12 protein-coding genes and 1 pseudogene are annotated in these 19,348 nt (G+C 73.6%); 8 read left to right on the top strand and 5 right to left on the bottom strand.

Features of this window, described 5'->3' with window-relative positions:
- Positions 1-20 precede the first annotated feature (20 nt).
- Entirely contained in the window at positions 21-2,039 is a 2,019-nt protein-coding gene (locus MRBLMG1_RS07035; protein WP_367821808.1) for a prolyl oligopeptidase family serine peptidase, read from the bottom strand.
- 3 nt (positions 2,040-2,042) lie between these two features.
- Positions 2,043-2,591 carry an FABP family protein gene (locus MRBLMG1_RS07030; RefSeq protein WP_367821807.1) on the bottom strand — a complete coding sequence of 183 codons (549 nt, stop codon included), beginning with the start codon at positions 2,589-2,591 and terminating at the stop codon, positions 2,043-2,045.
- A 131-nt stretch (positions 2,592-2,722) separates the two neighbouring features.
- On the opposite strand from MRBLMG1_RS07030, the gene MRBLMG1_RS07025 reads away from it, so the two are divergent.
- The 3 genes and pseudogenes from MRBLMG1_RS07025 to MRBLMG1_RS07015 all read left to right on the top strand — a co-directional run bounded on the left by MRBLMG1_RS07025 (position 2,723) and on the right by MRBLMG1_RS07015 (position 5,312).
- Positions 2,723-2,806, top strand: a complete 84-nt coding sequence (locus MRBLMG1_RS07025) for a putative leader peptide (RefSeq protein ID WP_367821903.1) — start codon at positions 2,723-2,725, stop codon at positions 2,804-2,806.
- 138 nt (positions 2,807-2,944) lie between these two features.
- A pseudogene (locus MRBLMG1_RS07020) lies at positions 2,945-4,188 on the top strand (LLM class flavin-dependent oxidoreductase).
- Positions 4,185-5,312 (top strand): NAD(P)-binding domain-containing protein, encoded by a 1,128-nt coding sequence (locus tag MRBLMG1_RS07015; protein ID WP_367821804.1) that lies wholly within the window; start codon positions 4,185-4,187, stop codon positions 5,310-5,312. Before MRBLMG1_RS07020 ends, MRBLMG1_RS07015 begins: the two are co-directional and overlap by 4 nt.
- Positions 5,313-5,492: 180 nt before the next feature.
- On the opposite strand, the gene mltG is transcribed toward MRBLMG1_RS07015, so the two are convergent.
- Positions 5,493-6,410, bottom strand: a complete 918-nt coding sequence (gene mltG / locus MRBLMG1_RS07010) for an endolytic transglycosylase MltG (RefSeq protein WP_414721501.1) — start codon at positions 6,408-6,410, stop codon at positions 5,493-5,495.
- Positions 6,411-6,698: 288 nt separating this feature from the next.
- Positions 6,699-8,543, bottom strand: a complete 1,845-nt coding sequence (locus MRBLMG1_RS07005) for an ABC transporter ATP-binding protein (protein WP_367821802.1) — start codon at positions 8,541-8,543, stop codon at positions 6,699-6,701.
- 89 nt (positions 8,544-8,632) lie between these two features.
- Between MRBLMG1_RS07005 and MRBLMG1_RS07000 the strand changes: the two genes are divergently transcribed.
- The 3 genes from MRBLMG1_RS07000 to MRBLMG1_RS06990 all read left to right on the top strand — a co-directional run bounded on the left by MRBLMG1_RS07000 (position 8,633) and on the right by MRBLMG1_RS06990 (position 13,768).
- Positions 8,633-9,136 carry a MarR family winged helix-turn-helix transcriptional regulator gene (locus MRBLMG1_RS07000; protein ID WP_367821800.1) on the top strand — a complete coding sequence of 168 codons (504 nt, stop codon included), beginning with the start codon at positions 8,633-8,635 and terminating at the stop codon, positions 9,134-9,136.
- Positions 9,137-9,175: 39 nt separating this feature from the next.
- Entirely contained in the window at positions 9,176-12,100 is a 2,925-nt protein-coding gene (locus MRBLMG1_RS06995; RefSeq protein WP_367821798.1) for an FAD-binding and (Fe-S)-binding domain-containing protein, read from the top strand.
- 243 nt (positions 12,101-12,343) lie between these two features.
- Positions 12,344-13,768: a Gfo/Idh/MocA family protein gene (locus MRBLMG1_RS06990; RefSeq protein WP_367821796.1), complete on the top strand. Its 1,425-nt coding sequence runs from the start codon at positions 12,344-12,346 to the stop codon at positions 13,766-13,768.
- A 49-nt stretch (positions 13,769-13,817) separates the two neighbouring features.
- On the opposite strand, the gene MRBLMG1_RS06985 is transcribed toward MRBLMG1_RS06990, so the two are convergent.
- Positions 13,818-15,437 (bottom strand): peptide-N4-asparagine amidase, encoded by a 1,620-nt coding sequence (locus tag MRBLMG1_RS06985; protein ID WP_367821794.1) that lies wholly within the window; start codon positions 15,435-15,437, stop codon positions 13,818-13,820.
- Positions 15,438-15,637: 200 nt separating this feature from the next.
- Here MRBLMG1_RS06985 and MRBLMG1_RS06980 point away from each other — a divergent pair, with 200 nt between their 5' ends.
- Positions 15,638-17,452: an ABC transporter transmembrane domain-containing protein gene (locus tag MRBLMG1_RS06980; RefSeq protein ID WP_367821792.1), complete on the top strand. Its 1,815-nt coding sequence runs from the start codon at positions 15,638-15,640 to the stop codon at positions 17,450-17,452.
- On the top strand, positions 17,449-19,230 hold the full coding sequence (locus tag MRBLMG1_RS06975) for an ABC transporter ATP-binding protein (RefSeq protein WP_367821790.1): 1,782 nt from the start codon (positions 17,449-17,451) through the stop codon (positions 19,228-19,230). The genes MRBLMG1_RS06980 and MRBLMG1_RS06975 overlap by 4 nt, the downstream gene beginning before the upstream one ends.
- Positions 19,231-19,348 lie beyond the last annotated feature (118 nt).

Below are 19,348 nucleotides of genomic sequence, written 5' to 3'. Positions count from 1 at the left end.
CCCGGGTCACAGCCGCCGCGTCAGGTGAGGTGCCGCCGCAGGAAGGTGTACATCAGGGCGCTGTTGTGGGCGGCCTGCTCGTTGTCGCCCGCGCCCGCGTGGCCGCCGCCGGTGTTCTCGTGGAAGAGCACCGGATGGCCGAGCTCCCTCAGCCGCGCCGCCGTCTTCCGGGCGTGGCCGGGATGGACGCGGTCGTCGCGGGTCGAGGTCATGAGGAGGACCGGCGGGTACGGCCGGTCGGCCACGAGCCCGTGGTACGGCGAGAGTTCGAGCAGGTGCGGCAGGTCGGCCTCGTCGTCCGGGTCGCCGTACTCGGCGATCCAGGACGCGCCCGCGAGGAGCTTGTGGAAGCGGGTCATGTCGAGCAGCGGCACCTGGGCGACGATCGCGCCGAACAGCTCCGGGTAGCGGGTGAGCATCGCGCCCATCAGCAGGCCGCCGTTGCTGCCTCCCGCCGCGCCGAGCGCGCCCGGTGTGGTGATGCCCCGGGCGACGAGGTCCTCGGCGACGGCCGCGAAGTCCTCGAAGGCCCGCGGCCGCTCGGCGCGGAGCGCGGCCTGGTGCCAGTCCGGCCCGTACTCGCCGCCGCCGCGGATGTTCGCGATGACGTAGGTGCCGCCCTGTTCCAGCCACGCCCGGCCGGTCACCCCGCCGTAGTAGGGGGTGAGGGACACCTCGAAGCCGCCGTAGCCGTAGAGCAGCGTGGGCCCTGGGCCGGTGGCGGCGTGGTCGGGGCCGATGACGAAGTACGGCACGCGGGTGCCGTCCCGTGAGGTCGCGAAGTGCTGCGCCACGGAGAGGCCGGCGGTGTCGAAGCGGTCCGGGGCCTGCTTGAGCGTCTCGGAGTCGCCGCCGATCCGCCCGCGGTACAGGGAGGACGACTGGAGGAAACCGGAGACGTCCAGGAAGTACTCGTCGGAGACGTCCGGGTCGGTGTCCACCACGCTGACGGCGGACAGCTCGGGGACCCCGACGAGCGGTTCACGGGTCCATCCGCCGTCGGGGGCGGGGGTGAGCACCTCGATGCGGGTGCTGACGTCCCGCAGCGTCTCCAGGATCAGATGGCCGCGGGTCCAGGCGTGCCCGGCCAGGGCCGTCCGCCCGTCGGGGGTGAACAGCGCCTCGTGGGTGCGGTCGCCGGCCAGGAAGGCGTCGAAGTCGAAGGCGAGCAGGGAGCCCGTCGGCTGCCCCAGCCAGTCGGACTTCAGGGTGACGATCAGGTGCCTGCGGTGCGCGTAGACGAGTGCGTCGTCCGGTACGTCGATCCGGACGAGGGTGCCGTCCGGCCGGAGCAGGTGCGTCTCGCTGCGGAAGAAGTCCAGCGAGCGTCCGACGAAGTCCCGCTCGAAGCCCGGCGTGCTGTCGTGCTGCCCCCAGGCCGACACGTCGTCCTGCCCGGCCTCGAAGACGAGCTCGGCCTCGGCCACCGGGGTGCCGCGCCGCCATCTGCGGACCTGGCGCGGATAGCCGGAGTCGGTGAGCGAGCCGGCGCCGGTGTCCGTGCCGACGAAGACGGTGTCGGCGTCGATCCACCCGATCCGCGTCTTCCCCTCCGGCACCCGGAACCCGTCCGCGACGAACGTGCGGGTGGCGAGGTCGAATTCGCGGACCACGACGGCGTCCCCGCCGTCCCGCGACAGCCGGATCAGCGCCAGGTCGTGGTCGGGGCGGCGCACCCGCGCCCCGTCCCACACCCACTTCTCGCCCTCGGCGTCGGCGAGCGCGTCGAGGTCGAGGAGGACGTCCCACTCGGGGGCGTCCTTGCGGTACTGCTCCAGCGTCGTGCGCCGCCACAGGCCCCGCACGTGCTCGGCGTCCCGCCAGAAGTTGTAGAGGTGCGGGCCGCGGCGGACGGTGTACGGGATGCGGTCCGAGGCGTCGAGCACCTCCCGCAGCCGCTTCTTCAGCGGGTCGAAGCCGGGGTCGGCGGCGAGCGCCTCGGCCGTCTCGGCGTTCCGCTCGGCCACCCACGCGAGCGCGGCCTCGCCGGACACGTCCTCCAACCACAGGTACGGGTCGACGTCGGTCTCTTCTCCCATGTGCTACTTCCCGTCCTCACGTCGCAGCTGTGCCGAAAGGTGGTGGCGCAACGGCTGCCCGACCGCGGCGAGGTCGTGGACGAAGTCGAGCGTGCCGTCGTCCGCGAGCGTATAGCGGCGACGGGTGGCCTCGACGTCCTTCGCCGTAGGAGCGAGGGCGACCGTATGCGTGGCGAGGTCGACCGCGCCGCCCTCCGCCCGGCCGACCATGATCTCCGCGATGCCGGTCGGCTGGGTGATCAGCGCCTCCACGCCGCCGTCCGGCTTCATCCGCCACCAGCCGCTCTCCCGCGCCGCCGGGCGCAGCGGGGTCCCGTCCCCGTCGACCAGCCAGGCGCGCGCCTCGTAGTGGAGGAAGGGCCGCCCGTCGTGGCTGAACGTGACCTCCTGCTCGTACGCGAACTCCTCGGCGAGCGTCGGGTACTCGCCCCTGCCGCGTCCGACCCATGTCCCGAGCAGGCCGGTCACGGGGGCGAGCAGCTCGTGCGGTGTGGGCGACTCCTCCGGTCCCAGGGCGTCGGGATAGGGGTACTGGCGCTCGCGGTCGATCATGTGGTGCGCTCCTGGGTCGGGTTCCGTGCCGGATCGCAGCTTAGGCGTGTCCCGTGGATCCGGAGGGGCTCGCGGGTCCGGGCTTCGAGACGGCCGTTGACCCGGCGGGGGGCGGCGGCTACGTTCGCGCCATGTCGCGTTCAGCCCTGCTCACCTCGCGCGGTCACATCGACCTGCTCCGGGTGGCTTCCGCCGCGTGTCGCCGCGGACGCTGACGCCCCCTCACCCTCACCACCCTCCTCTCGCCCCGTCCCCGTGCGCGCGTGACCCCTCCGTGCCCGCGGGCGCCGAGGCGCACCCTCGCGTGGTCCTCGGCCCCGGTGGCCGCGGCACGTCCACGGAAAGGCCTCCTGATGACCGTTCACCTGCACTGGTTCCTGCCGACCGGCGGCGACGGCCGGACCCTCGTCGACCGGCACGCCTATACGGACGGGGGGATCACCCGGAACGGGAGCGTGTCCGGCGTGCGCGCGCCGGACGTCGACTACCTGGTCCAGATCGCGAAGGCCGCCGAGCGGCTGGGCTTCGAGGCGGTGCTGACACCGACCGGGACGTGGTGCGAGGACGCGTGGCTGACGACGGTGGCCCTCGCCCAGCACACGGAGCGGCTCAAGTTCCTGGTGGCGTTCCGGCCTGGGGTGATCTCCCCGGTCCTCGCGGCGCAGATGGCGTCCACGTACCAGCGGATCACCCGCGGCCGGCTGCTGCTCAACGTGGTGACCGGCGGGGACGCGGCCGAGCAGCGACGGTTCGGCGATCACCTGGACCACGACCGGCGGTACGCGCGCACGGCCGAGTTCCTCGCGGTGGTGCGGGGCGTCTGGGGCGGCCGGCCGTTCGACTTCGAGGGCGAGCACTTCCGGATCGACGGCGGGCTGACGGCCCTGCCGCCGGACCCGCTGCCGGAGATCTTCTTCGGCGGCTCGTCCGCGGCGGCCGGGCCGGTGGCGGCGGAGCACGCGGACGTCTACCTCAGTTGGGGTGAGCCGCCGTGGCAGGTCAAGGAGAAGATCGACTGGATCCGGGGGCTCGCGGAGGAGCGCGGCCGGACGGTCCGGTTCGGGATCCGCATCCACACGATCTCGCGCGACTCGGCGCGCGAGGCGTGGGCGACGGCCGACCGGCTGCTCTCCGACCTCGACACCGGGACGGTCGCCGCCGCGCAGGAGGCCCTCGGCCGCACCGAGTCCGTCGGCCAGCGGCGGATGCTTGCCCTGCACCGCGGCGGCTCGCTCGACCGGGACAAGCTGGAGATCGCGCCGAACCTGTGGGCGGGGGTCGGCCTGGTGCGGGGCGGGGCGGGGACGGCGCTCGTCGGCAGCCACGCCGACGTCGCGGACCGGATCGAGGAGTACCACGACCTGGGCGTGGAGCACTTCGTGCTCTCCGGCTACCCGCACCTGGAGGAGGCGTACTGGTTCGGCGAGGGCGTGCGACCCGAGCTCGCCGCGCGCGGACTGCTGCCTGCGGGGTAGCCGTGGGCGGACTGCTGCCTGCGGGGGCGGGGCGCGGGGTGGGCGCGGGCGCGGAGGGCGGGGTGCGGGGTGGCCGGGGTGCGGGAAGATCCGCGCCTCGGCACCGGTTGGTAGAAGCGTGAACGATTTCGAGGTCGAAGAGGCCGGAGCCGGGGAACGGGTCGCGGCGGCCCGCACGGTGGACGTCGTCGTCATCGGCGCCGGACAGGCCGGCCTCTCGGCCGCCTTCCACCTCCGGCGCGCCGGCCTGGAGCCGGACCGGGACTTCGTCGTCCTCGACCACGCCCCGCGCGCCGGCGGCGCCTGGCAGTTCCGGTGGCCCTCCCTCACGTACGGCAAGGTCCACGGAATGCACGCGCTGCCCGGCATGGAGCTGACCGGCGCCGATCCCGCGCGGCCTTCATCGGAGGTGATCGGCGCGTACTTCGACACCTACGAGCGCACGTTCGACCTGCGGGTCCACCGGCCCGTCGGGGTCCACGCCGTCCGGGAGGGCGAGGACGGGCGGCTGCGGGTGGAGACCTCGGAGGGGGTGTACGCGACCCGCGCCCTGATCAACGCCACCGGCACCTGGGACCGCCCGTTCTGGCCGCGCTATCCGGGCCAGGAGACGTTCCGGGGGCGCCAGCTGCACACCGCCGGCTACCCGGGCCCCGAGGAGTTCGCGGGGAAGCGGGTGCTCGTCGTCGGCGGCGGCGCCTCCGGAACGCAGCACCTGATGGAGATCGCCGAGGTCGCCGCCGAGACGTTCTGGGTGACCCGGCGCGAGCCCGTCTACCGCGAGGGGCCCTTCGGGGAGGCCGAGGGGCGGGCCGCCGTCGCGCTCGTCGAGGAACGCGTACGGCGCGGGCTCCCCCCGCGCAGCGTCGTCTCGGTCACCGGGCTGCCCCTGAACGACGCGATCCGCGCGGCACGCGAGCGCGGGATCCTCGACCGCCTGCCGATGTTCGACCGCGTCACCCCGACCGGGGTGGCCTGGGACGACGGCCGGACCGCCGACGTGGACGTGATCCTCTGGGCGACCGGCTTCCGGGCGGCGATCGACCATCTGACCCCGCTGCGGCTGCGGGAACCCGGCGGCGGCATCCGGGTCGAGGGGACGCGCGCGGTACGGGACGAACGCGTCCACCTCGTCGGCTACGGCCCGTCGGCCTCGACGATCGGCGCCAACCGGGCCGGCCGCGCGGCCGTCTCCGACATCCGCCGCCTCCTCACCCGCGAGCGGACCGGCGTCACCGCCGGCTGAGACCAGGGGTGAGCCGGGCCGTGGCGCGGGCGAGGCTCGGGAAGGCACCGACATGGCGTCGGGCGTGGCGCGGGGTCAGGCGTGGCGATGGGTCGGGCGGGACACGGGGGCAGGCGTGGCGCGATGGGTCGGGCGTGGCACGGGGTCAGGCGTGGGCCGGGTGGGCGTGGGCCGGGTGTGTCACGGGTGGGCCGCGCTCCGGTTGGCGTTGAACTCGGCCACGTTCGCCCGGTGGGCTTCGTAGTCGGCGGTGAAACGGGTGTCGCCGGGGGCGACCGTGACGAAGTAGAGCCAGTCGCCGTCCGCGGGGCGGAGCACGGCGTCCAGTGCCTGGTCCCCCGGGTTGCCGATGGGCGTCGGCGGGAGGCCCTTGCGCTCGTAGGTGTTGTACGGGCTCGTGCTCTTCGTGTCCTCGTACGTCGTGTCCACGGTGGTGCGGCCCAGCGCGTAGTTGAGGGTCGAATCCATCTGGAGGGCCATGCCCCGGGCGAGGCGGTTGTGCACGACCCGGGCGACCTTGGCCATGTCCTCCGGGTTGTCGGCCTCGGCCTGGACGATGCTGGCCGCGATCACCGCCTGGTGGACGCTCAGCCCGTGCGCCCGCGCCCCTTCGGCGACCCTCGCGGCCCCGAAACGCTTGCCGGCGGTGTCCACCATGAAGCGCAGCAGCCCTTCGGGCGAGGTGGCGGCGAGCACCGGATAGGTCGCGGGGAAGAGGTAGCCCTCGGGGTTGCCGCCGGCCTCGGCGGGCAGCGGCAGGGCGGTGGCGCGCGCGGTCGCGGTCTTCCGCGCCGTTCCCGCGGGCAGACCGAGGGCCCGGTCGACGGCGGTGTACACCTGGCCGGCCCGCCAGCCCTCGGGGACGAGCAGCATGCGGGGCTGTTCGACGGCCGGTTCGTCGGGGGTGAGCAGCAGCGGGACGGAGATCACGGCGGCCACGGTGAGCAGGGCTCCGAGCAGCAGCGCGAGGCGGCCGCGCCGGGTGAGCCGCGGGCCGCGGGTGCGTCGGGGAGGCCGGGGCAGCGAGGGACGGCGGGGGCCCAGCGCGCGGCGGGGACGGCGCGGGGGTGCGTACGGGGATGGCGACCGATAGGTCATGGCCGCACGCTAACCCGGCCCGTACGGGAATCCCGGGAACCCGCGCACGCGGCGGCGCCGCCGGTTCCCTGGGACGGGGAACCGGCGGCGCCGGGCACTGCGATCGTCAGACGAGCCAGCCCAGGAAGTGGAGGACGCCGGCGAGCAGGTTGGTGATGACGTTCATGGTGGTGCTTCTCCTCGTACAGGTTCTTCAGTGGGACGGTGCGGTCGCGGTCTGCAGCACGTCGCTCGCACTCCGTAATCATCCGATGCCGTACGGGAGTTGGGCAACGATTCCCGGCACGATCACACGTTCTGGGGAACAACCGCTCCCACGTTCGCCTGTTCGGTGCGGGCGTCCCTGCGGAGCAGGGCCGCGTACCTTCCGTCCAGGGCGAGCAGCTCCTCGTGCGTGCCGCGCTCGGCGATCCTGCCGTCCTCCAGGACGACGATCTGGTCGGCGTCGCGGACGGTGGAGAGGCGGTGCGCGATGGTGATGGTGGTGCGGCCCTCGGACAGGGAGTCGATCGCTCGCTGGACCGCGTGCTCCGTCCGGGTGTCGAGGGCGCTGGTCGCCTCGTCGAGGATGAGCACGGGCGGGTCGCGCAGGATGGTGCGGGCGATGGCCAGGCGCTGCTTCTCGCCGCCGGAGAAGCGGTAGCCGCGCTCGCCGACGAGGGTGTCGTATCCGTCGGGGAGGGAGGCGATGTGGTCGTGGATCTGGGCGGCGCGCGCGGCGGCCTCTATCTCCTCGCCGGTGGCGTCCGGCTTGGCGAAGCGCAGGTTGTCGGCGACGGAGGCGTGGAAGAGGTACGTCTCCTGGGAGACCACGCCGACCGCGCGGGCGAGCGTGTCGAAGTCCAGGTCGCGCACGTCGACGCCGTCGAGGGTGACCCGGCCGCCGGTCACGTCGTACAGGCGGGGCACGAGGTAGCTGAGGGTGGACTTGCCGGAGCCGGTGGGGCCCACGACGGCCAGACTGCCGCCGGCGGGGACGGTCAGGTCGATGGCGTCGAGGGTCGGGCGGCCCGTCGCCTCGGGGTCGTAGCGGAACTCGACCTTCTCGAAGGAGACCTCGCCGCGGACCTGCGGGAGCGGGACCGGCTCGGCGGGCTCGTCTATGTCGACGGGCAGGTCGAGGTACTCGAAGATGCGCTGGAAGAGCGCGAGGGAGGTCTGCATCTGGACGCCGGTCGACAGCAGGCTCACGGCGGGCCGGAAGAGGCCCTGCTGGAGCGTGACGAAGGCGACGAGCGTGCCGAGCGAGATCGTGGCGCCGCCCGGGCCGAGCGCGATGCCGGCGGCCCAGTAGATCAGGGCGGGCATGGCGGCCATGACGATGCTGATGGTGGACATCCGCCAGCGTCCGGCCATGGAGGAGCGCACTTCGAGGTCGACGAGGCGCTCGGACTCCGCGGCGAAGGACTTCGTGAGGGAGTCGGCTCGGCCCATGGTGCGGCCGAGCAGGATGCCGCTGACCGAGAGGGACTCGGTGACGGTGGCGGCCATGGCGGCCATCTGCTTCTGGCGCTGGGTGGTGATCTGCTTGCGCTCGCGGCCGACGCGGCGGCTGATCCAGACGAAGACGGGCAGCAGGAGCAGCGAGACGAGGGTGAGGCGCCAGTCGAGGGCGAGCATGGCGACCACGGTCGCGACGACGGCGGTGAGGTTGGAGACGAGCGAGGTCGCCGTCGAGGTCACGGTCGCCTGCATGCCGCCGATGTCGTTGGCGATGCGGGACTGGACCTCGCCCGTGCGGGTGCGGGTGAAGAAGGCGAGCGGCATCCGCTGGAGCTGCTCGTACACCCCGGTGCGCAGGTCGTGCATGACGCGCTGGCCGACCGTGGTGGAGATGAGGGTCTGGAGGACGCCGAACACGCCGTTCAGCACGGCGGTGGCGATCATGCCGAGGGCGAGCAGGCTGAGCAGCCCGGTGCGGCCCTGCGGGATCGCGGTGTCCAGGACCTCCTTCAGCAGGAACGGCGAGGCGACCGAGACGAGCGAGGCGGCGCCGACCAGGAGGCCGACGAGCGCGAGGCGCGCGCGGTAGGGACGGAACAGCCGCAGGATGCGCCGCAGCTGGGCGGGCTCCTTCGGCCGGGTGGAGTCACGGGACGGTGGCGTCCAGTCGGACTGGTCGTGGGGGCGCATGGGCTCCTTCGGAGGATCGATGATTCCAGCAGAGCATAGCTCATTGTTACCTATACTCACAATGAACGTGGTCCTGATATTGTTCCCGCATGACCATCTCCGACCGTACGGGCGCGCCCGACCGCACGAGCGACGGGCCGGACGGCGGACCGGGCACGCCCGACGCCGACGGGCTCCTCGCCGAGCAGCTGCTGCGGCTCACCCGCCGTCTGCACCGCATCCAGAAGCACCACCTGGAACCGGTCGGCATCACCCCCGCCCAGTCCAGGCTCCTGCGCACGGTCGCGCACTTCGGCGAGCCGCCCCGGATGGCCGACCTCGCCGCCCGCCTCGAAGTCGTCCCCAGGGCCGTGACCAGTCTCGTCGACGGTCTTGAGGCGGGCGACCGGGTGCGCCGGGTGCCCGATCCGAACAACCGCCGGGTGATACGGATCGAGCTCACCGACGCGGGACGCGCCACGCTGCGGGAGCTGCGCAGCGCGCGCCGGGCGGCGGCAGAGGACATCCTTGCTCCATTGACCGTCGAACAGCGCGAGGTGCTCGGAGGTCTGCTGTCCGCCCTGGTCGACCGCGGCCCGGAGAGCGGCTGCTGATCCACCCGGCCCGGGGACGCGCCGAAGGGGAGCCGTGCCATGCCACTCCTTGAGCCGAGCCCGCAGGCCCTCCGTTCCAGGACGAAGCGGACTCCGGCACCGGACCGGGTGCCGGAACTCCAGGCTCGGGGCACGCCCCGGGCGCTGCGCGAGGAGCTGACCGAGCTCCTCGGCCCGGACAAGGTCCTGTCGAAGATCTCCGACCTGGTGCGGTACGCCTCGGACGCGAGCCCGTACCGCTTCGTGCCGCAGGTCGTCATCGTCGCCGAGGACATCGACGACATCTCCACGGTGCTTTCGTACGCGCACGGCAAGGGCCGCGAGGTCGTGTTCCGGGCCGCAGGGACGAGCCTCAACGGCCAGGCGCAGGGCGAGGACATCCTCGTCGACGTCCGCCGCCACTGGGTGGGCGTCGAGGTCCTGGACGACGGCGCCCGCGCCCGCATCCGGCCCGGCACCACGGTCGTCCGGGCCAATGTCGCGCTCGCCCCGTACGGGCGGGTGCTCGGGCCCGATCCGGCCAGCGCGGTCGCGTGCACGATCGGCGGGGTCGTCGCCAACAACGCGTCGGGCATGACGGCCGGGACGACCCGGAACTCGTACCGGACCGTCTCCTCCCTCACCTTCGTGCTGCCGAGCGGCACCGTCGTGGACACCGGCGCCCCGGACGCCGACGAGGAGCTCGCGCACGCCGAGCCGAGGCTGTGCGCGGAGCTGCTCGCGCTGAAGGCCGAGATCGAGGCCGACGCCGAGCTCACCGCCCGGATCCGGGCCAAGCACGCGATCAAGAACACCAACGGCTACCGGCTCGACGCCTTCCTCGACGGCGCCACGCCCGCGGAGATCCTGCGGGGCCTCATGGTCGGCTCCGAAGGCACCTTCGGCTTCATCTCCGAGGTCGTCTTCGACACCCTGCCGCTGGACCGCGAGGTCTCCACCGGGCTGCTCTTCTTCCCCTCGCTGCCGGCCGCCGCCGCGGCCGTGCCGCTGTTCAACGAGGCGGGGGCGCTCGCGGTCGAGCTGATGGACGGCAACACCCTGCGGGCCTCGGTGCGCGTCGCGGGCGTGCCCGCCGACTGGGCGGACCTGCCGAAGGAGACGGCGGCGCTCCTGGTCGAGTTCCGGGCCCCGGACGCGGCGGCCCTCGACGCGTACGAGCGGGCGGCCGGGGCCGTCCTCACCGGGCTCGGCCTGGTCGCGCCGGTCCCGTCCGTGGAGAACGCGTTCACCAGGGACCCGAAGCGGATCTCCGGGTACTGGAAGGCACGCAAGGCGTTCGTGACGGCGGTCGGCGGCTCGCGCCCCTCCGGTACGACGCTGATCACCGAGGACTTCGCGGTGCCGCCGGACCGCCTGGCGGAGGCCTGCGCCGCACTGCTCGACCTCCAGTCCCGACACGGCTTCGACGCGGCCGTCGCCGGTCACGCCGCCCACGGCAACCTCCACTTCCTGCTCGCCTTCGACCCCGCCGACCCGTCCGACGTCGAGCGGTACGCGGCCTTCATGGACGAGTTCTGCAAGCTGACCGTGGAGCGCTTCGACGGCTCGCTGAAGGCCGAGCACGCCACCGGCCGCAACATCGCGCCCTTCCTGGAGCTGGAGTGGGGCACGCGCGCGACGGATCTGATGTGGCGGGTCAAGGAGGCCGTCGACCCCGACGGGGTGCTCGCCCCGCGGATCGTGCTGGACCGGGACCCGCAGGCCCATCTGCGCGGCCTGAAGTCGATCCCGACCGTGGAGCGGATCGCCGACCCCTGCATCGAGTGCGGCTTCTGCGAACCGACCTGCCCCAGCGGCGACCTGACGACCACTCCGCGCCAGCGGATCGTGCTGCGCCGCGAGATGATGCGCCAGGCCGACGGCTCCCCCGTCGAGGCGCGCCTCCTGGAGTCGTACGGCTACGACGCCGTCGACACCTGCGCCGGCGACTCCACCTGCAAGCTGGCCTGTCCGGTCGGGATCGACACCGGCGCGCTGATGAAGGAGTTCCGGCACGAGCGGCACTCGGCGCGCGAGGAGCGGATCGCCGCCCTGGCCGCGAGGAACTTCCGAGCGGTGGAGGCCTCCGCCCGGCTCGCGCTCGCCGCGGCGGACCGGATCGGCGACCGGGTCCTGGAGTCGGCGACGGGCCTGGCGCGGCGCGTGGTGCGCCCCGACCTCGTCCCGGAGTGGCTGCCGGAGATCCCCGGCGCGGCGGCCCGGCGGCTGCCCCGCACGCACCGGCCGGCGGCCGTCGCCGTCTACTACCCGGCCTGTGTGAACCGCGTCTTCGCCGGCCCCGACGGGCACACCGGCCCGTCGCTGCCCGAGGCCGTCGTCGCGGTGTCGGCGCGGGCCGGGAAGCCGGTGTGGATCCCGGACGACGTCGCCGGTACGTGCTGCGCCACGATCTGGCACTCCAAGGGGTACGAGCGGGGCAACGAGGTGATGGCGAACCGGATCGTCGAGGCGGCCTGGGGGTGGACGGCCGGCGGGAAGCTGCCGCTCGTGGTGGACGCCTCCTCGTGCACCCTCGGCATCGCGCACGAGGTGGTGCCGTACCTCACGGACGACAACCGGGAGCTGCACGCCGAGCTGACGGTGGTGGACTCGCTGGTGTGGGCGGCGGACGAGCTGCTCCCCCGGCTCGACGTGCGCCGCCGGGTCGGCTCCGCCGTGGTCCATCCGACGTGCTCGATGCGGCACCTGGGCGACGAGGACCGGCTGACGGCGGTCGCCGGGGCCTGCGCGGAGGAGGTCGTGGTTCCCGCCGACGCGGGCTGCTGCGCCTTCGCGGGTGACCGGGGCATGCTGCATCCGGAGTTGACGGCGTCGGCGACGGCCCGCGAGGCGGCCGAGGTCACGGCCCGCCCGTTCGACGCGCACCTCTCGGCCAACCGCATGTGCGAGATCGGGATGGACCGGGCGACGGGCCGGAGCTACCACTCCGTGCTGCTGGCGCTCGAACACGCGACGCGCCCCTGACCCACCGTCACGCACCGGCCGCCACGGCCGGTCGAAGGACCCCTCACCCCGGCCGGTGAGGGGTCCTTCGTATGTTCGGGTGATGATCGCCGGTCGCTCCGGCCCGGTGCGATATCCGGAACAGTAAGGTCCGACTACCCGTCGCAAGAGTCCTATCGGCGCCCTTGCGCACCATCGGCCACCGGGGCCAGGGTCCTGTGCGGGATTCATGAAACAGCCGTGCACACAGCTCCGGGAGGTTCCATGAACGAGCAGTCACCGCCCACCCCCAGCCGCCGCAAGGTGCTCCGGACCACCGCGGCGGCCGGCGCGGGCATCGGCATCACCGCCGCGGGCGCCCAGACCGCCGTCGCGTCCACCGTCTCCGCCCCGGCCGCGACCACCGTTCCCCCCGCCGCCGCGGCCGAACCGCGCCGCCGCGCCGCCGCCACCATGGCCGGGGTCCCCTTCGAGCGCCGTTCCACGGTCCGCGTCGGGCTCGTCGGCCTCGGCAACCGGGGCAACGCCATGATCGGCCTCTACCTCGCCCTCCCCTGGGTGCGGGTGGTCGCCGTCTGCGACCCGGTGCGCGAGAAGGCCGAGCGGGCCACCGCGAAGGTCGTCGCCGCGGGCCAGCCCGCCCCGGCCGTCTACACCAACGGCGAGGAGGACTACGAGAACCTCTGCGCCCGCACCGACGTCGACTTCGTCCATGTGGCCACCCCGTGGGACAGCCACTACGCCATCGCCCGGGCGGCGATGCTGAACGGCAAGCACGTCGGCGTGGAGTGTCCGGTCGCGATGCGGCTCGACGAACTGTGGTCGCTCGTCGACCTGTCGGAGCAGACCCGCCGGCACTGCATGCAGCTGGAGAACTGCTGCTACGGGCGGAACGAGATGCGGGTCCTGCGGATGGCGCACGCCGGCAGGTTCGGCGACCTGCTGCACGGGGCCGGCGCCTACAACCACGACCTGCGGGCCCTGATGTTCTCCCCGACGTACTACGAGGGGCCCTGGCGCCGACGGTGGCACACCCGGCTGCGCGGCGACCTCTACCCCAACCACGGCTTCGGGCCCGTCGCCAACTACATGGACGTCAACCGGGGCGACCGGGCGGTGAGCATCAGCAGTTTCGGCACCCCGGCGCTCGGCCTCGCCGAGTACCGCGCGGAGCACATGCCACCCGGCGACCCGAGCTGGAAGGAGACGTACATCCAGAGCGACCGGACGATCAGTCTGGTCCAGACGGCCAAGGGCCGGGTGATCCGGCTGGAGCACGACGTCTCCACCCCGCACCCGTACAGCAGGGTCAACAGCCTGGGCGGCACGCGGGGCGTCTTCGAGGACTATCCGGCCCGGATCTACCTGGAGCCCGACCACAAGGACGACCAGTGGGGCGACTTCTCGGCCTACGCGGCCGAGTTCGACCACTGGCTCTGGAAGGACCACGCCAACCCGCCCGGCGGCCACGGCGGCATGGACTACATCATGGTCTACCGGCTGATGCAGTGCGTGCGGCTCGGACTCGTCCCGGACTTCGACGTGTACGACGCCGCCACCTGGACCGCTCCGGTGCCGCTGAGCCACGCCTCGATCAAGGCCAAGGGCGCGCCGCAGGAGATCCCGGACTTCACCCGCGGCGAGTGGACCAAGGCCCGTTCGGGCGTGGACTCGGTCAGGCCGGTCTGAGCGACGGGCGCACGGCCCCCACGGACGGGGGCCGTGCGCCGTCGCCGGTTCAGCAGCGGCGCAGGTCCTCCGTGAGCGTGCCCTGAACGGTCGTCAGGCTCCGGTCGTAGCAGCCGTCGGAGCCGTACAGCCGGTAGCGCTCGGTCGTGGTGCCGACCGCGTGCCGCTGGTCGCGCGGGACGCCGGAGGTGTACGTGGCGTCCCCGGTGTACGCGTCGTCGAGGCGCGACCAGGACAGGCGACGCCCGTCGCGTACGACGAGGGTGTCGGCGCGGTCCCCGAGCGTGAGGACCGTCCGGAGCCGGTCGCCCGCGCCGACCGTCGTCTCGCCGTCCATGGTGGAGGCGCGGCGGACGCTGGTGACGGCCTTTCCGCTGGTCACGGTCTCGTCGTCGGTCCAGCGGGCGGTGTAGGCGTCCGGGTTCTCCCCCTCGCCCCACCGGTGGACGGAGGTGTGGGCGACGGCGCGGACGACGGTGGTGTCGACGCGGCCGTGCGAGGTGTTCAGGTGGCCGGCGACGGTCAGCCGGTGCGCGGCGTCCGTGTCGAGCCGGTGCGGGGTCGTGCCCTCGGAACCCGCCGTGTACACGGACGTGTTGCGCGGGTCCCCCTCCTCGTGGCGGTCGAGGCCGCCGGTGACGACCCGGCTGCCCTCGTCCTGCCAGAGCAGCACGTTGGTGGGGGTGGACCAGCCCGCCAGGCCGGCCGGGACACCGGCGACCGTGACCTCCACGCGGTGGGCGCGGCCGTCGTTGAGGAGGGCGGCGAAGGGGGTCAGGTCGTAGACGATCGGCTGGACGTCGAAGGCGCGGGGCGCGGGGGTGACGTACCAGAGGAACGGGTTGGACCAGCCGCCGGTCCAGACCGTGGGGAAGGGCGCGGCGATGCCGGCGAGCCTGCCGTCCACGGCGACGCGGACCTCGCGGTGCGGGCCGTCGCTCGCCCGGCAGGAGTACGGGGCGGCGTCGGGGGCGGAGAGGTACCAGTACTCCTCGCAGCCGCCGCCCGAGCCGGTGGCGTACACCTCGGCGAGGAGGCGTTCGGTGTTGCGCGGGGTGGTGAGGGTGGAGCCGGTGAGGGGGATCACCCGGTCGGGGGTACCGGCGGCGGGTTTCACCCGGCCTTCGGCGGTGTGGAAGGTGAGGGTGACGCGGACGTCGAGGACGCCGGTGTAGGTCTCGTTCACGACATTGCCGATGAGCATCTCGACCGGCTGCGGGCGGGCGAGGGTGTCGCGGTAGCGGGTGACGTCCTTCTCGACCGACCAGGCGATGCCGTCGGGCGAGGGCTGGGGGGTGGACGTGCGGAGGATCTCCACGCCGCCGACGGTGAGGTAGCCGAGCCGGTCGTACTGGCGGCCCTTCACGTGTCCTTCGAGGCGCAGGACGATCTTGTTCCAGCGGGTGCCGCACTCCTTCGGCGGGGTGTAACTGCCCTGGTAGGGGGTGAAGTCGCGGAACTGCGCGGCGGCGAGGGTGACCTCGCAGCTGCGGGTTCCCGGAGTCGCGACGGGCGGGGCGGCGGTGACCGGGTCGTGCCAGTCGGTGGTGAACTCGGTCGGGGGCGTCGGGCCGTTCGGGCCGTCGGCGGCGGCCGGCTGGGCGGCGAGCAGGGCTCCGGCGGCCAGGATCAGGCCGCTGATCATGCTCATGATCTTGAGTGATCTCATGGGGCAGGAGTGAAGCGCGGCCACCGCGGCACGGTCCAGAGGACGATGAGCGGACATGGCGCGATCTGTTCCCTCATGGGGAAAATCGATTGCCGCGCTCCGGCGAAAAAGCGAACCTTGCACGGTTTCCCCCGCCCGCACCGCCGTCACCCAACCCTGGCGCGCGGTTCCCCAGACACACCCGGAGACCCTGGGACGCCATGCAGATTCGAGACCTTCCGTACTCCGACCCAGGGGTCCCCGACATCCGCTCGGGCGCCCGGTTCCTCGTCTGGCTCGGCCGTCAGCAACTCGGCGGGCAGGTGAAGTCCCTGCTCTGGGGGCTGCTGCACCACCTGGGCATCGCCGGCCTCCCACTCGGCATCGGCATCGCCGTGCAGGCGGTCGTCGAACGCGACGGCGGGCGCCTCGCGCTCGCCGGCGGACTGCTCGTCGTCCTCGGTGCCGCCATCGCCTCCGGTGACGTCATGCTCCACCGCACCGCCGTCACCAACTGGATCACGGCGGCCGCCCGGGTCCAGCAGCTGCTCTCCCGCAAGACCGCCGAGCTCGGCTCCGTGCTGACCCGGCGGGTCGCCGCGGGCGAGGTCGTCGCGGTCTCCACCGGCGACGTCGAGAAGATCGGCTGGTTCGTGGAGGCGCTCTCCCGGTTCGCCGCCGGAGCCGTCGCCCTCGTGGTCATCTGCGTGGGCCTCACCGTCTACCAGCCCGCCCTGGGCGTCGTGGTGGCCGTCGGCGTCCCCGTCCTGGCCCTCGCGGTGCTGCCGCTCCTCCCCCGCGCGACCCGCCGGGCGGACGTCCAGCGCGAGAAGGCGGGCAAGGCCACCGAGCTCGCCTCCGACACCGTCGCCGGACTGCGCGTGCTGCGCGGCATCGGCGGCGAGGACCTGTTCCTCGGCCGCTACCGCGCCGCCTCCCAGGAGGTCCGCAAGGCCGCCGTGCACAGCGCGCGGATGTGGGCGCTGATCGCCGCCATCCAGGTCGTGCTGCCCGGCGTCCTGCTCATCGTCGTGGTCGCGTACGGGGCCCGGCTCGCGCTCGACGGGCGGATCACGGTCGGCGAACTGGTCACGGTGTACAGCGCCGTCGCGCTCACCTACCACCCGCTGCGCAACTTCGAGGAGATCGCCATGGCGTACTCCTTCTCCCGCCCGTCCGCGAAGCGGGCGGCCCGGGTCCTCGCGCTGTCCCGCACCACGACGACCACGGCAGCCGCCGACGGGGACGGGGGACGCCGGGCGACCGGCGACCTGTACGACCCGCTGACCGGGCTGCTCGCCCCGGCCGGCCGGTTCACCGCCGTCGTCTGCGGCGACCCGGACGTCGCCGGACGGCTCGCGGACCGGCTCGGCGGCCACCCCGCCGAACCGGGCCCCGACCACACCTCGGTGCTCCTCGGCGGGGTACCGCTCGACGAGCTGACCCTCGATGCGGCCCGTACGGCCGTCCTCGTGCAGGACAAGGACCCGGTACTGCTCTCGGGCACCCTGAGCGAGCTGCTCGACGTGCCCTCATCGGGTGCGGTCGGCGCCGTGGACGCGCTGGCCGCCGCGCACTGCGACGACGTCCTGGACGCGCTGGCGCAGGCTTCCGTGGACACCGGCGGCGACCCGATGCGCACCCGCATCACCGAGCGGGGCCGGTCGCTCTCCGGTGGCCAGCGCCAGCGGCTCGCCCTCGCCCGGTCCCTGGTCGCCGACCCCGAGGTACTCGTCCTCGACGAGCCCACCTCGGCGGTCGACGCGCACACCGAGTCGCGGGTCGCCGAGGGCGTCAGGGAGCTGCGGAAGGCCAGGACCACCGTGGTCCTCGCCTCCTCGCCGCTGCTCCTGGACCGCGCCGACCGGGTCGTCCTGGTCCACGAGGGCCAGGCCGTCGCGGTCGGCACCCACCGCGAACTGCTCGCCGGGGAGGCCCGCTACCGCTCGGTGGTCACCCGCGAGACCGACGAGGAGCTCGCGGCGGCCGTCGGCCGTGTCGGCGAACTCGAAGCACTGGAAGGGGAATCGGCATGATCGGCCTGGCGCCGCCGGAGTACGACCCGGCGGCCCCGACGACGGCGACGACGCTGCCCGTCGCCGCCACCGCGACCGTCCGCGGCTACGTCCGCGAGCTGCTGAGGCGGCACCGCCGGGCGTTCGCGCTGCTCATCGGGGTGAACACGGTCGCCGTGATCGCCTCTATGGCGGGCCCCTACCTGCTCGGCGGGGTGGTGGACGGTCTCGCGGACGGGGCGCGGGAGCTGCATCTGGAGCGTACGGTCGCGCTGTTCGCGGTCGCGCTGCTCGTCCAGACCGTCTTCGTGCGGCTCGTCCGGCTGCGCGGGGCGATGCTCGGCGAGGAGATGCTCGCCGACCTCCGCGAGGACTTCCTCGTCCGCGCGGTCGGGTTGCCGCCCGGCGTGCTGGAGCGGGCCGGGACCGGCGATCTGCTCTCCCGCATCACCACGGACGTCGACCGGCTCTCCAACGCGATGCGGGAGGCCGTGCCCCAGCTGGCGATCGGTGTCGTGTGGGCGGGGCTGCTGCTCGGCGGCCTCGCGGTCACGTCGCCGCCGCTGGCGCTCGCCGCGCTGCTCGCCGCGCCGCTGCTGATCGTCGGCGGCCGCTGGTACTTCAAGCGGGCGCCCGCCGCCTACCGCTCGGAGTCCGCGGGGTACGCGGCGGTCGCCGCCGCGCTGGCCGAGACGGTCGACGCGGGCCGCACGGTCGAGGCGCACCGCCTGGGCACACGCCGGATCGCCCTGTCGGACCGGCGCATCTCCGAGTGGGTGGCCTGGGAGCGGTACACCCTCTTCCTCCGCTCGGTGCTCTTCCCCGTCGTCAACCTCACCCACATGACGGTGCTGTGCGCGGTGCTGCTGCTCGGCGGGGTGTTCGTGCTCCAGGGCTGGATCGACGTGGGCCAGCTGACGACGGGCGCGCTCCTCTCGCAGATGCTGGTGGACCCGATCGGCATCGTGCTGCGCTGGTACGACGAGCTCCAGGTCGCGCAGGTGTCGCTGGCGCGGCTGGTCGGCGTCCGGGACATCGAGCCGGCCGCGGGCGACCGCGACGTACGGCCCGACGGCCGGGCCGTCCGGGCCGACGAGGTCCGCTTCGGGTACCGGGAGGGCGTCGACGTGCTGCACGAGGTGTCGCTGAAGGTGGCGCCCGGCACCCGGCTCGCCCTGGTCGGCCCGTCCGGCGCGGGGAAGTCCACACTCGGCCGGCTGCTCGCCGGCGTCTACGCCCCGCGCACCGGTTCCGTGACCCTCGGCGCCGCCGAGCTGGCGCGGATGCCCGCCGAGCGGGTCCGCGAGCACGTGGCCCTGGTCAACCAGGAGCACCACGTGTTCGTCGGCTCGCTCCGGGACAACCTCCTGCTCGCCAGGTCGGGTGCCGACGACACCGAGCTGTGGGCCGCCCTGACCGCGGTCGACGCGGAGGCCTGGGCGCGCGGGCTCGGCGAGGGCCTGGACACCGAGGTCGGTTCGGGCGGCCATGCCCTGAGCCCGGCCCAGGCCCAGCAGATCGCCCTCGCCCGGCTCGTCCTCGCGGATCCGCACACCCTGGTCCTTGACGAGGCGACCTCGCTCCTCGACCCCCGCGCCGCCCGGCACCTGGAGCGCTCCCTCGGCCGCGTCCTCGACGGGCGCACGGTCGTCGCCATCGCCCACCGCCTGCACACCGCCCACGACGCCGATCTCATCGCGGTCGTCGAGGCGGGCCGCATCAGCGAACTCGGCAGCCACGACGAACTGGTCGCGGCGGACGGCACGTACGCGGCGCTGTGGAGGTCGTGGCACGGCTGACGCGATGAACCGGGCCGGATCCGGGGCGGTCGGGGTCGAGCTGGACCGGCCCGGGACCGGATCCGGACCGGGCCGGTCCTGCTCGACCCCGGGCCGAGTCGCCGTACGGCGGCCCGGT

The organism is Streptomyces sp. LMG1-1-1.1, from assembly GCF_040815545.1.
Classification (GTDB): domain Bacteria; phylum Actinomycetota; class Actinomycetes; order Streptomycetales; family Streptomycetaceae; genus Streptomyces.
Note: the sequence above shows the minus strand (reverse complement) of the source record. Positions and strands in the feature narration are given on the sequence as shown.